The organism is Rhodopirellula sp. UBA1907, from assembly GCF_002337565.1.
In the GTDB taxonomy this organism is placed as follows: Bacteria; Planctomycetota; Planctomycetia; order Pirellulales; family Pirellulaceae; genus Rhodopirellula; species Rhodopirellula europaea.
On the sequence record NZ_DDGH01000023.1, the window covers coordinates 88,438 to 101,515 of the forward strand.

At 55.4% G+C, this 13,078-nt stretch carries 12 protein-coding genes; 7 read left to right on the top strand and 5 right to left on the bottom strand.

Going from position 1 to position 13,078, the window contains the following annotated elements; genetic code table 11:
* Together B2R17_RS05455 and B2R17_RS05460 are read right to left on the bottom strand one after the other, a co-directional pair.
* On the bottom strand, positions 1-207 hold a 207-nt coding region (locus B2R17_RS05455; RefSeq protein WP_286763167.1), incomplete at its 3' end, for a PLP-dependent transferase.
* A gap of 72 nt (positions 208-279) precedes the next feature.
* Complete coding sequence (locus B2R17_RS05460) at positions 280-1,395, bottom strand: pyridoxal phosphate-dependent aminotransferase (RefSeq protein ID WP_008667880.1); 1,116 nt, start codon at positions 1,393-1,395, stop codon at positions 280-282.
* 307 nt (positions 1,396-1,702) lie between these two features.
* Here B2R17_RS05460 and B2R17_RS05465 point away from each other — a divergent pair, with 307 nt between their 5' ends.
* The 4 genes from B2R17_RS05465 (at position 1,703) to B2R17_RS05480 (ending at position 7,023) form a co-directional block, all read left to right on the top strand.
* Positions 1,703-2,299 carry a DUF4416 family protein gene (locus B2R17_RS05465; RefSeq protein ID WP_286763168.1) on the top strand — a complete coding sequence of 199 codons (597 nt, stop codon included), beginning with the start codon at positions 1,703-1,705 and terminating at the stop codon, positions 2,297-2,299.
* 166 nt (positions 2,300-2,465) lie between these two features.
* Positions 2,466-4,235 (top strand): ABC transporter permease, encoded by a 1,770-nt coding sequence (locus B2R17_RS05470; protein ID WP_286763169.1) that lies wholly within the window; start codon positions 2,466-2,468, stop codon positions 4,233-4,235.
* A gap of 130 nt (positions 4,236-4,365) precedes the next feature.
* Complete coding sequence (locus B2R17_RS05475) at positions 4,366-6,216, top strand: ATP-binding cassette domain-containing protein (protein ID WP_286763170.1); 1,851 nt, start codon at positions 4,366-4,368, stop codon at positions 6,214-6,216.
* A 9-nt stretch (positions 6,217-6,225) separates the two neighbouring features.
* The gene (locus B2R17_RS05480; protein WP_286763171.1) at positions 6,226-7,023 is read left to right on the top strand and encodes a CPBP family intramembrane glutamic endopeptidase; all 798 of its coding nucleotides are present in this window, start codon (positions 6,226-6,228) and stop codon (positions 7,021-7,023) included.
* On the opposite strand, the gene B2R17_RS05485 is transcribed toward B2R17_RS05480, so the two are convergent.
* Positions 6,942-8,180: an amidohydrolase family protein gene (locus B2R17_RS05485; RefSeq protein ID WP_286763172.1), complete on the bottom strand. Its 1,239-nt coding sequence runs from the start codon at positions 8,178-8,180 to the stop codon at positions 6,942-6,944. The genes B2R17_RS05480 and B2R17_RS05485 overlap by 82 nt on opposite strands.
* Here B2R17_RS05485 and B2R17_RS05490 point away from each other — a divergent pair.
* Both B2R17_RS05490 and B2R17_RS05495 read left to right on the top strand, forming a co-directional pair.
* A complete protein-coding gene (locus B2R17_RS05490) occupies positions 8,168-8,866 on the top strand; it encodes a DNA-3-methyladenine glycosylase (RefSeq protein WP_286763173.1) in 699 nt (232 codons plus the stop codon). The genes B2R17_RS05485 and B2R17_RS05490 overlap by 13 nt on opposite strands.
* Positions 8,867-8,961: 95 nt before the next feature.
* Positions 8,962-9,591: a phosphoesterase gene (locus B2R17_RS05495; RefSeq protein ID WP_286763174.1), complete on the top strand. Its 630-nt coding sequence runs from the start codon at positions 8,962-8,964 to the stop codon at positions 9,589-9,591.
* A gap of 142 nt (positions 9,592-9,733) precedes the next feature.
* Here the strand turns inward: B2R17_RS05495 and B2R17_RS05500 are convergent, their stop codons facing one another.
* Positions 9,734-10,783 carry a hypothetical protein gene (locus B2R17_RS05500; RefSeq protein WP_286763175.1) on the bottom strand — a complete coding sequence of 350 codons (1,050 nt, stop codon included), beginning with the start codon at positions 10,781-10,783 and terminating at the stop codon, positions 9,734-9,736.
* Positions 10,784-11,293: 510 nt separating this feature from the next.
* Here B2R17_RS05500 and B2R17_RS05505 point away from each other — a divergent pair.
* On the top strand, positions 11,294-11,467 hold the full coding sequence (locus B2R17_RS05505) for a hypothetical protein (protein WP_286763176.1): 174 nt from the start codon (positions 11,294-11,296) through the stop codon (positions 11,465-11,467).
* Between the two features lie 125 nt (positions 11,468-11,592).
* Here B2R17_RS05505 and B2R17_RS05510 read toward each other — a convergent pair whose 3' ends face one another.
* On the bottom strand, positions 11,593-12,852 hold the full coding sequence (locus tag B2R17_RS05510; RefSeq protein WP_286763177.1) for a DUF1559 domain-containing protein: 1,260 nt from the start codon (positions 12,850-12,852) through the stop codon (positions 11,593-11,595).
* Between the last annotated feature and the right edge of the window lie 226 nt (positions 12,853-13,078).

The window sequence follows — 13,078 nt, forward strand, 5'->3', positions numbered from 1 at the left end:
GTCGACCGTCGGGTTCATCAACCGGCTGTAGATGTTGCCAAATTCAGCCAGGCCAAACAGGGCCGCCGCGTGTTCCGTGCTATCGAACTGGTAGCTGGTGGTGGCGTAGATCGGCACCGCGCGGCTTTTGGTCGTTGGGTCAGCGACTTGTCCGGCATGGAGAGCACGGGTAGCCAGACGATGATTTTGGGTCGGATCGGCGGACATGCAAAAACTCGATCAGGGATGTTTGAAAGTAGGAAATTTCTGCGTTGGGAACGCAGCAGGCTAACAAATCGGTCAGCGATTGTCGCCAGCCAGCTTGATCAGGCGTTCGGCACCGCGACGCAGCGTGTCATCGCTGGCCGCGAAGCTGACGCGGAAGTGAGAATCGCGGTCGCTGAAAATCTTGCCGGGGATGATCAGCAGACCATCGGCGATCGCTCGTTCGACGAATGCCGTCCCGCCTTCGGTGCCGGGGGCTTTCGGGAACAGATAAAACGCACCGCCGGGGCTGGTTAGTTCAAAGTGCGGCGCCAGCTGTTCCACCATGAAGTCGCGTTTTCGGCGGTAATCGTCGATGTGGCCGTCCAGCGAAACCTCCATCGCTCGGAGGGCTCCCCATTGAGCGGGCTGAGGCGAGCAGACGAACGAATATTGCTGGATCTTGAGCATGGTCGCAATGATTTCGGGCGGTCCGTGGACGTAGCCCACTCGCCATCCGGTCATCGCGTGCGACTTGCTGAAACCATCGATCACGATGGTGTCGGGGTTGGTCGCCGCGGGAGAGGCGAAGTCGCCATCGTAGAAGAACCGGCTGTAAATCTCGTCCGACAGCAAAGCGATGTTGTGCTTGGCCGCCAATTCACCGACGTCCCGAAGATCTTGCTCCGACGCGGTCACACCCGTCGGATTGGCGGGACTGTTGACCAGGATCATCTTGGTCTTGGGAGTGATCGCGGCTTCGATTTTCGCTGGATCCAAGCGGAAGTCCGGGTAGGAATCGACCGTCACGGGGATGCCACCGCACAGGCTGACGAGTGCCGGGTACATGACAAAATAGGGGTCCAGGAAGATGACTTCGTCGCCCGGATTGATCATCGACAGCAGCGAAAGGACCAAACCGCCTGAGGTGCCGCTGCTGACAAAGACGTCGCGGTTTTGGCCGGGATACTTGGCGTTGATCTCCGCCAGCAACCTCTCACGTAGCGGCGCGATACCCTGGGTTGGCGAGTAAGCGTTTTTTCCGGATCGAATCGCATCGACGGTCGCGTCCTGGATTTCCTCGGGGACATCAAAGTCCGGTTGCCCGATGGACAAGTTGATCGGGTCTTTCAGTTTCGCAGCGAGATCGAAAACTTTTCGAATTCCGCTGCTATCAAAGGAGGCCGTTCGATCCGCGATCCAAGGATGCATGTTGACTCGTCGCCTGTTGGATGAAGGTGGAAAGCGATGGTTGCGTGTGGAGGAAACCTCAGGCAAATCATGCTCGTTTCGCGGATCAGGATATCATTCGCTTCGGCTTGCGGTAGTCCGTGTTTGGGGCCGGGATCGATCGATTGACACCCCTGCCCTGTCTCGCTCAATATCCGAGGGCCCACCCAAGATCGACCGCCCGCCCGAGATCGGATGGTTGGTCGGGAGTTTGTTGGCGATGCAGGTGAAGGCACCAGGCAAGTGAAGACACCGGGTTGCGAAGGATACGAAGGATAACAGTGACGGAATGAGTGAAATTCGATTGATCGAACCGGTGGTCCGTTTCTGCGCCGTGATCTCACGGCACCAGGAGGCTCGTCAGTGGGCAAAGCAACGATTGGCAGAACGTTGGGGCGAGCTGGGCGAAAAAGGTGAGCCCAGTCCGTTCGAAGCCGGCGGGTTTTACCAGCCTGAAATGGGCGATGGGCTGACCAAAGAGCTGATCGGAATTGCCCAATTCGCGGATCCAGCCGGATTGGCAGACTGGAAAAACGTCACCAACGAATGGGAATCCGAATACGCATCGTTGTCGGATCATCCCGAGTCGCGGCCGTTGAATTTGGATCCGGGGTACGTCAGCCAAGCCAAATTGGTGTTGGCGACGATCAAAGACCGCGACCACCGAATCTATTTGCGAGATGGAATCTTTGCGGAAGTCACCCTGAACTATGTTGGTGGGCGTTGGATTCATCACCGATGGAGCTACCCTGATTACCGCACCGAAACGGTTGCGAGGTTTGCGGCGAACTGCCGTGCCCGACTGCGTCAGCATTTAAAAGCGACCGGCGGTTTTCGGGTTGGGGTCAAGAAAACCCCCGGGGTGAAGCCCAGCCCGAAGGTTTGATTCGCCGTTTCTGATTCGCTGTTTCATGGCTCGTTCGATCAAGTTGATCACGCCGGCCAACAAATCCGTTGAATCCGAGCCTCGACGGCAAACCAAATGAGTTGGTCTCACGTAGCAGCCTGACCGAAGGTTCATTTCGTACTTTTCTCGACACGAGTCGCCAAGCATGATTGCTGGGTCCGCTATTTCACTGTTCTCCGATTTTGCTGATGTTGAATCGGGTTTGCTCCCTCTGGCCCAGGTCGGCAAGTGGTTGCCCGTATTCGTCACGCCCATTTGGGTGCTATCGATGGGTTTGCTGCTGGGGGCTTTGGTGACCGCGGTGATCCATGGCGTCTTGAGTGCATTGTCCTTCATTCCCGGTCTCGGGAATTTGGCCGACGACCCAAAACGCGGCGTGACGTTGTCGCTGATTGCCGGAGCGATCTTCTCCGCGTTGCTGTGCTATTTCTACGTCCCACAAGGCGGTGAGAACGGGCAATTGCTCTTCCTGCCCTTGGTGACTTTGGGAATGATTCTGGGCTTCGGCCTGATCTACGGGATGTGGCACCGGACTCGATCGGAGTGGATGTCGATTCTGGGCGAAGGTGTTATCCCGTACATCTTGGGCACACTGGGGCTCTTTGCCGTGATCGGCTTGGGCTCGACGCCGTTTGTTGAAAAGCCCATGGCGATTCTCGAAAGCGTCCCCGCGGTCAACTTGGTCGGTGACGGCACGGTGGTCGAAGTCGCGACAATCGCACCTTCGGCTGATCCAGACATCCCCGAGTTCTTGCCAGCCGGAATCACCTACAACTTCCGGAACGTCGCCGAATTACGGATTGAGAGTGACAAGAAAGTCTTCCTGGCTGACTCCGATAAAGCGGAAGCCTTCAGCCGTGCTCCCATCGAATTGAACCCAGGCAGCACCGAAGCGGTCACCTACAAATATCAAGACCGTGAGCAGCCACCGATTCCAGGTGATCCGGCCAAGCTGCACATCTACAACCAAGAGATCGACCCGGCTGAAGTGACGTTCACGTTCAAGAACCTGCCGCAGATCCCTCAGGCTTCGTCGATTGTTTTCTCCGCTGTCGCGTTGTTCCTGACATTGACGGGCTTCATGGCGATGCGACAAGCTGCACCGCGTGTTTGGGCATTGGCTTTGTCGACCGCGAAAAACGAAATGGCTCAGCCGCTTTATCTGTTGCTGTTGGCCATCGGTATCTTTGCCGTGCTGCTGTTTGGGATTTTCCCGTTCAACACGCTGGGTGATGACATTCGCCTGCTGAAGGACAGCGGCGTGACCATGATCATGGTGCTGGGCATGTTGCTCGCCGTTTGGAGTGCGGGAACATCGGTCAGCGACGAAATCGATGGCCGGACCGCTTTGACTGTGCTGAGTAAACCAGTTAGTCGACGTTCGTTCATCTTGGGCAAGTACACCGGAATCATGTTGGCCGTGTTGGTGCTGTTCGTGATTTTGGCGGCTGTTCTGTTGGTGGTGATGTCGTACAAGCCAATCTATGACGCTCGCGAAACGAGCCAGCAGCAACCGCCATGGCAAGTCGGTCACGAAGAGATCATCACAACGCTTCCGATCTTGGGGCTGTACTTCATGGAAACGATGGCGATCGGAGGAATCGCGGTGGCCTTGGCGACTCGTTTGCCGCTGCTGGCGAACTTCATCACCTGTTTCGCGATCTATGTTGTCGGCAACCTGCTCAGTCCGCTGGTCGCTTCCGCGAGGGAAAACACCGAGCTGGTCGGATTTGTTGGTAAATTGATAGCGGTCGTGGTCCCCAACCTGAACTCATTCAACGTCCAGGCGGCGGTGGATGCGGGAAATGCCATCCCGCTGATCTACTTGGCCGCCGCGTTCAACTATCTTGTGGTCTTTGTCATTGCCATTTGGATGGTTGCGATGTTGTTGTTCGAAGATCGCGATTTGGCTTGATCGCCATATCTGTTGCATTGGAAACTCGTTTGAGGATAACGGTGACCGGTCGTGACGGATCGTCGATCGCAACAAATGCGGTCGGGATGACAAACGAACGGTGGCTAGATATCCAACGAGGCTCGCAACGGTGAATCGCTTTTCCAGTCTGAAACAACCACGTCGCGAACCCGAAGCAGCGGGCGCGCCCCTGCATTTGGTTTGGGCCGCTATCGCGGGTTTGATCATTCCAATCTTGGTGCTGGTCTTTGGCATCATCGCGGCACTGGTCGATGAAGGCGATGGGCTGACGCAGTCGCCGGTTCGCCTGGGGACGCACCTGTCGATCCCCGTGCCGGAGTTCTTTCTGGCCCAAAGCAAAGTCACGCAGCTGTTTGGATTGGTTGGATTGTCGTTGGCAATCGCGGCGGTCTTTTGTTTGGCCGTTTGGTTGCACCGGCGGTCAGCAGACGCTCGCTCGCGGCGAGTGATCAAGATGTTGCATTCGCGAACGCTGAAGCAAAGCTTGCGTCGCGCAGAAGTCGAAGGCGCCGCGGCTCAGCGTGAACGAGCTCGTATCATCATCGGTCGTCACCTGCCCGAAGTCGGACGCGGTTTGTCGCTGTGGTATCGGTCCATTCCGCGAAGCGTGCTGATGTTGATCGGGTGTGTGACGCTTGCACTGCTGGTGAATGTTTGGCTCGCGATTCTCGCGGTTATCAGTGGCGTGGCGTTGTGGCGTTTGTACGCCAAGCTTCGCAATCCAGATTGGTTGGAATTGTCCCGATTCGAAATCCCACAAATTCGTGATCGCTTGATCGGTTTGATCGGCGACGCACCTATGATGGCTCGATTGCAGGCCGGTGGTTTGGCCGATCAAGCCTACGAAGCAGAGTTAGAAGCTTTGGATCGTCGGATTGCGGGCGATGACGCGCGTCGAGGTCGATTGTGGCCAGTGATGATGATGGCCGGTGGCGTTGCCATTGCTGTCATGTTGTTGGGGCTGGGCCTGAACACGTTGCAAGGCGAACAAGGCTTGAGCCTTCCGTCCGCGTTGGTACTTGGTCTTTCGTTGACCGGTGCAGCCTTGGCCGCTGCTCGATTGAGCGAACTGAATCGTCAACTTCGCCGCAGCAGCAAAGCTTGTGAATCGGCGTATTTGTATCTGCAGCCCAACAGCGAAGCGTCGCCGAGCGAGCAACGTGTTGGGCTGGGCGGTCTTCGCGATTGCGTGACGATGGAAGATGTGTCGCTTCAAGATTCTTCGGGCAAGGCCATCTTGCGCGATCTGAGTTTGTCGCTGCAGCCCAAGTCTCTGGTGGCTTTCTTGGGTACTGAAGACGTCTCGACGCGAGCTCTGTTGGAATTGTTGATGGGCTTTGGTCGTCCGCATCGCGGCAAGGTTCAGATCGATGGTATCTCATTGCTCGACGTTCACCCGCAAGCCCTTGCCAAAAATGTGATGTGGATCGGTCCCGATGGGCCGCTCTGGGAAGGTTCGTTGCGGGAGAACCTAATGGCGGGAGTCGACCGCAGTGTCGACAACCGTGACATGGTCGAAACGCTCGAGCGACTTGGGATCTACGAGCGAATCACTCGCTTGCCTGACGGCCTGGAGACGATCATCGAACCGGGGTCCAATTTAGGAGCGACCGAAGATTCGGATTCGCTCGGGACCGATGTTCGCTACGCGGTCGGGATCGCACGGGCGATGTTGCACCGGCCGCCGATTGTGCTCGCGAAAGAGCCCCCTGCGCCGACCGAGCATGTCAATGAAGATCCCTGTTTGAACGCGCTGCGAGAACTCGCGGATGCTGGTTCGTTGGTGGTCATGTTGCCTCACCGGCTGAAGACGTTACGTTCATGTGATCGGGTGATGTTGCTCAATGGCCCCAACTTGGTCGGCGAAGGACGTCACACCGAGTTGCTGAATTCCAGTGATCTGTATCGCCACTTGAACTACTTGTTGTTCAATCCTTACCGACACCGAAGCCCATCCTGAGAGAGGCGTGTGACGCAAACCAACGCGGACGACGAACAAACCCCGGACGATGTCTTTCGGACTGCTGTCGCGGTCGAAGCCGGCTTGGGTGCCCTGGCGTTGATTCTCGGATACCTGCTCGGTCCCAGTGCTCGTGAACTGGTTCCGCCGCTGAACGAAGTCGCTTCGTCCGCGGTCATTGGCGGAATTGGGCTGGGCATCGTTGCGACCATTCCATTGGTGTTATTCGTTGCCGTGTTGCGGCGAATCAAACACCCGGCCATCGAAGAGCTCGACAAGCTCAGCGATCATCCCATGATCGGCTTGATGCTGCGACTGAACGCGTGGGAGTTGTTCGCGATCAGTTTGTGTGCTGGCGTCGGCGAAGAACTCTTGTTTCGTGGTTGGTTGTTGCCGTGGCTGGCCGGAGACGTCGCGTCGCTCGCTCCCGATTTAGAGGCCCCGTCGCGATGGTGGGCGTATGGCGGATGGCTGGGAAGTTTGCCCAACTCGGTCACCGAATTTGCTTGGCCGGACGAAGGTCTGATGGCTTGGTGGTCTCGCGTCGGTGGATGGGAGTTGACCGCCGCCTGGCTGGTCTCCTCGTTCGCATTCGGGATGTTCCATCCGATCACCAAACTGTACATCGTCGTCACCGCATTGATGGGTTTGTACTTTGGTGTTTTGTTGATCGTGACTGGCAATCTGCTGATCCCGATCACCGCTCACGCTCTTTACGACGCGGTTCAACTCTGGGGTGCTGGCCGAGCGGCGGAAGACACCGAAGAAGACGTCACGGATGAGGTTGAGAAGTCCGACCAAAGCTGATCGACTCGGTCTGCTTCTGTTGCGACGGTGATGAAGTTGGCTGGCATTCCAGCGGCCAACCGTCCGTGGGTCGCGTATCGTCCCAACGCGTCCGCACCGTTGGCGGTCGCCATGCGGAGCACGTCTGTTGGGTTCAAGTCAGGCCGATGCTTGAGTAGGTGCTGAACCTCGCCCCAAAGATCCAGATCAGGATTGCTGGCACGTGAATCGGTCCCGATCGCGACGTTGATTCCTGCGGCTAGCAATTCTGCAACGGGATGCTTGGAATGCTGAAAGAAATGATGCGTTCTCGGGCAGTACACGATGCTGCAGTTCGGGTGCGATTTGACTTGCTCGATTTCGGACTCGGTCAAATCATTTCCGTGCACAATCAACGCTCGAGGTGAGTCGGCGAGCAACTGAATCAGGTGCGAGATTGGATTCGCTTCCGTCCAGGGAAAGAACGCTTCGACCGGCAATCCCAGTGTTCGCAATGACTCGGCAAACGGGCCGGACCCGTTGCTCAGTAACTCCCGTTCGGCAGGTGATTCCGCGACGTGCATGGCGAGTGTCGTGTTGAGCTGCTTTGCAATTTCTACGCACCGCTCGATCAACGGCAGCGGTGTCGAGTACGGAGCATGCGGGCTGATGGCAGCGACGTCGCATCGCGAATCGGGCGATGCGTTGTTGGCGAGATGTTGTTCGGCCTTCGCCATTCGTTCATCGCCCCGTTCCTGGCTGAGTCCCAGGACTTCCGCGAATGCGATCGTGTTGGCTGGGATTGTTTCCAGCGGCGTGGTCACGATGTCCGCGATCAGTTGCGTGCCTGACGCAATTGCTTCTCCGTGTCCTCTGAGAACATTTTGTTGTCGCGTTTGGTGATCGACCATCCCTCGGGTCGTGATGACTTCGCGAATCCAGTCGGCCAATTCCATGCCGGCGTGTCCGACGGGTTTCGCAAGGTCGCTGAACTCCAGGTGCGTATGAGCGTTGACCAAACCTGGCAGAATAGCGACGTCTCCAAGGTCGATCAGCTCACCATCGATCTTCGAATCCTGAAAGGATCCAATCGAAGCGATCACGCCCGAGTCAACGATCATCATCCCGTTGGGAATCGGAGCCTCATCGATGGGCATCAACCAACGCGCGCGATAAGTTTGTTTTGATGAATGATGCAAAACGAAATCAGTTCCGTGTGGATGACGAAGGAGATCGGCGGATCGATTGGGAATTGACGCGGTCGTTGCTGCCGCAGTTTTTTGACCGTCGACCCGCTGTCGTTGCTCCCAAGTTGTTGGGTTGCGGTTTCGCTCGACGAATCGAGGGAGTCTGGGTTGGAGGTTGGATCGTAGAAACCGAAGCCTACCTGTCCAGTCGCGACGCTGCGAGTCACAGCGCGCGAGGTGAGAAACCCGGGAATGCATCGATGTTCGGACGGCCCAGCACATTGTATGTCTATCCGATTCATGCCAAGCACTGCGTGAATCTGGTCACCGAATCGGTCGGGCGCGGTTCGGCGGTTTTGATCCGGGCTCTTCAGCCGGTTTGGGGTATCGACCGAATGATCCACCATCGAGGCTTCGATCCATCGGAAACAACCGACGGCAGATCGCTGACGACGGGCCCCGGGCGTCTATGCCAATCCCTCGCGATTGACCGGTCGTGCGACGGAGTGGATCCGATTCTCGATCGGAACTGGCGTGTTTTCGCTGGGCCCAAAATTTCGAGCAGCCGTGTCACCACCACGACTCGGATCGGAATTTCCCAGTCCGCTGAATTGCCACTGCGTTTTTTCGTGGATGGGAATCGCTACGTCAGCGGTTTGGTTCGGCAGCATCGCCGGCCTCGACGGGATTCGCTCTGACGAGAATTCGTTACACTGCCAGCGACCAATCGGGAGCCGATTCACGGCCTCGGTTGGTTTGAAACCTCCAGCTTGTCCACGACTTCGATTGCAGAATGTCCTCCAACGCCACCACCGAAGAACACGTCCTCGTCATTCCCGCGACCTTGATCGAAACGATTGGGCACCTGGAAGGGTTTGATCGCAATGTGGATCGATTCCTGCAACCTATTCTCGCCAGCGACGAATTGTCTTATCGTCCGCGCGGTGCGATGGAGCTCGATCCAAGCTTCAAGCAATTGATTCCCTACGTGGTGATGCAGTGGACAGACCCGGCTGACGGGGAGGTCAAATGGTTTCAATACACTCGCGGTGGTGGCTCGGGTGAAAAACGTCTGCACGCCAAACGCAGCATCGGTGTCGGTGGCCACATCAGTCAGGAAGACGCCGGCGGCGAAGAAGATCCGTACACCGTCGGCATGCGTCGTGAGTTGGAAGAGGAAGTCACGATCGGAGCACCCTACGTGGATCAGCGAGAAGGTTTGCTATATGACCCGAGCAACGAAGTTGGCCGGGTGCACCTAGGAGTTGTCCACCGATTCATCCTGGAACAACCGCTCGTTTCCAGCAACGAACCTGAGCTCGCCGAAGGCCAGTTCGTGTCCGTGAAACAACTTCGCGAAGAACGCGAACACCTGGAAACCTGGAGCCAGCTCACGCTGGACGCACTGTTTCCTAATAGCTGACACAAATAAACGGAAAGCATGTGTGCTCCCAGGCCAGCTTCATGCAAAGGCCTTTAGCGAGTTCACTTCCCCGTTCAGCTTGTCAAGATGCCTGAGCGAGCGACGAGCGAAAGTTTCGTGAATGCGTGCACGCAACCTATGTTTAGTTCGGGTCGGTGAGTCCATCCCATTCGTCTACGAAAAGTAGGTTCGCAATCTCATCATAGCTCCAGCCTTCGAGGCTATAGCTCGAGTCCACCGAAATGGTCGCGGTAGATGTTGGCAACGATATGTTGGAAGCGGGTGTGGTGCTATAGTAGTTCGCGATTGCAGTAGCTTTACCATAGCAGTAAACGTTGCTCATTTTGGTAGACTCATATGGCGAGTTTACATCGGTAAAAGAATCTGTCGCAGTGGCCAAGCGATAGGCTTTGCTGGTGTCGACAACTTCCTCGTAGGGAAACGTCTTTTGGCTTCCACCAACCTGCAGTTCGTGGCGGTACTTTTGGCTTCCATTGGAGTCTATGTAGGCCTGGCGGCTCAGGATCGTTTCGCCTACGCCAAGAACCTGATCAACATTGTCGTAGTAAATGAACGACAGGCCGCAGACTACGTGGTTGTTTGCCTTCCCTTCGATGTTTCCAGTTATTAGGGTCCATTGAGGTTCGCCGGTTCCGCATCCGGAGAAGTTGGTGGTTAAGAGATCATATAGATGGTCGACTCTCAATTGGAGGGTCCCGGATGCAACTACTACGGTGCTCGAAGGGGCGAGGACCTCATAGTCGACGTCGGCGATAGCGGAAACATGTGTTTGAGCATAACCAGTGTTGGTCGCTTCCGCGATGAACTCAGTCTGTGATTCGTGCTCTACGTCGGTGATGGGACTGGTGGAAGGTGATGCTCGTTTCGCGCGGCTTTTCGATAGTAAATAAGCACTGATCCCTGATTCAGGATCTTCGTCGCCAGCAGTTTCGTACAGGCACTCAGTCTCCCAGTCATATTCATCTTCGTCAAATTCGTCTCCATCATACCAGGATGCCGTGGCAAGTCCCGTCATGGAAGTGCGTACTCCCGGCGATGGGCTGCTGGGTTCTTGAAATGTTGCCTGTCCTAAGTACTGCGAAAATGCATGGTTGATTTTAAAGATGGGTAGGTTGGTGCAGCCTGCAAGTGAGATAAAGCATGCAAGTACTGTCGAAAAACGAATGTTCATCTTGTTTGCTCATCAGCGTGTGAGGACGAAAAACAGTGTTTTGGAGTGGGCTCCAGTGCCGGCTCCCTGGTGGGGTGATTTTCGCATTCATTGGATGGCGGGCAAGATTGCACTACATGGTATTGCGCTATGGTTTTCTTTGCAGGACAGAGAAGCTTGCTGTTCGAGTGTCAAAGCCTATTGTTGTCAGGGTGATCAAACGAAAAGCAGTTGGCGGATCTTATGCAGATTCTTATTCGCGATGGGGCGTGAGGTGGACAGTTCGAATTTTGTCTCAATTGTTAGGTGTAGATAGTTGGGGTGAGAGATGCGGAGTCGGCGCATCAATCCTTCCTGGTCTCTTGTTTGCAATGATGTGAGTAGACCCGACGGTTGATGGTGCAATATGATGAGCATTCGTGAAGAGGTTTTTTGTTTGGGCTCTCACTGTTCTAATCTGATCGGAATGTTTATGATTGGTATTGGCCAGTTTTACTGGGATGAAAGATTTGTATGCAAACGAGGTAGATAATGATCCGTTTTTTTTGTGGCATGTGTCTGATCTTATTGTTGGCGATGCCCGGTTGTTCTTCAGGCGAGTCCACAAATGTCTTGGAAGATGCTGATCAAGCTAAGATCGATGCCTACAACGCGCAGGCAGAAGAAGATGCGAAAGCATTGGGTGACTACAACGGTCCTAAGTGAGTTCCGAATTTAGTGATTTGGTTCAGTGTCAACGAAAACAGCGTCGTTCCCTCAAGTGGAGCGACGCTGTTTTTTAATGCATGAAAGATTATGACGTAGTCGTTATCTTTAAACGGATTCGGCGACTAGAACTCGCCGTCGATTACTTCTCGAGCACCCCGTGATCCCAGTGCTCCCCACAAACCGAACGGGCTTTTGCCTCCCGGTTGATTGTTGTTCGCAGCAGAACCGTTGAGATAAACAACGGGGTTTTGGGAGTTGCCAGCTTCAATCGAATCTGTGATGAACTTCACGGCTCCATCGCCCATCAGAACGTGAACGCCGCCCTGGTGACGGCTTGATGCGGTTGCCACCAAGTCGCCGTGAGCAGCTCCTGCCGCGTCTGTGCAAATCTGTTTGTTTGGTGCGAGGATGGTGTGCATTTGACTATACACTGGCATGCAGTCGTGCCAGTGGTATCCACGGCCCCAGTTTGGGTTGATGTTGAGTCCTGGGATCCAGAATTGTGGTCGCTCTGGGTCAAGGGTTGCTTCCAAGAACGACGGATTTAGGTGGCAGTTCTGGCGTTCGCCGGTGACGCCCACTCCATCACCGCGAGGCAGTGATGTTCGCGCGTCGTTGTCACCCAGGTCTGTCGTGATTTCACCGCACATGACGGTGTTCGACAGGCCATCGATTGTGTCGCGAAACTTCATTCCTCGAGTGAGCACAAACATTCCGCGGTGCGCCGCATTGGAGTGCTGCGAAGTTCCACTGTTTGGGGTGTAGGGAAATGTGACGCTTCCGTCATCGGAAAATTCATTGACGTTCAAATATGGATCGCGGGAACGATACGATGAATCACCTGTGCAGGCTGCATAGTTGGTCCGGCCCAAAGCGGGAAGTCCAAGCCCGGGGTCGCTAGGGCAACGCAGGGTAGGAATGTCAGTTGCGTACGGTGGGTATTGAAGCTCGTCCGGTCTCGGTCCCATCGCCTGCCATGGTGGATTGCGGACGCTTCCATTCGTGTTGATCGCCAGTGGGTTGCTGATTTGCTCCCACAACGCTTGTTGTTCCATGTAAGGGGTAAGACCAACCAGCATCGATAGACGGTGGTTTGACGTGCCGGTGTACCCGTTAACCGGGCTTGGTTGATCCCAAAGGTCACGACCGCCTGGGACGTAGGTACCTGCTCCATGGATTGGCATCTGGTTGTATGCCGAGTGATAGTTGTGAATTGCCAAGCCAATTTGCTTGAAATTGTTGCTGCAACTCATCCGACGGGCAGCTTCGCGGGCGGCCTGCACGGCCGGGAGCAATAATCCGACAAGTACGCCGATGATTGCGATGACCACAAGCAATTCCACCAAGGTGAAACCGCGAGGGCGGGAAAAGCGTGACTTCATAAAAACCTCAATTGAATCAAAATTGACAGATTCGCCCTGGTTTAACCGGGTTCAAAGATGAAGCCGGGCGTGCTTCATTTTGAGCATATTAGCGTGCGGTCTATCGAAGTGCACGCTTGATTGCGAAGAAATGGGAGCCTTTTTTCGCGAATAACGGGCCGAGAATCCCCAAAGGCGGCGCAGTTCCGTTTGTTAACACTTGCTCAGATTGAAAGTATCGCGCTAA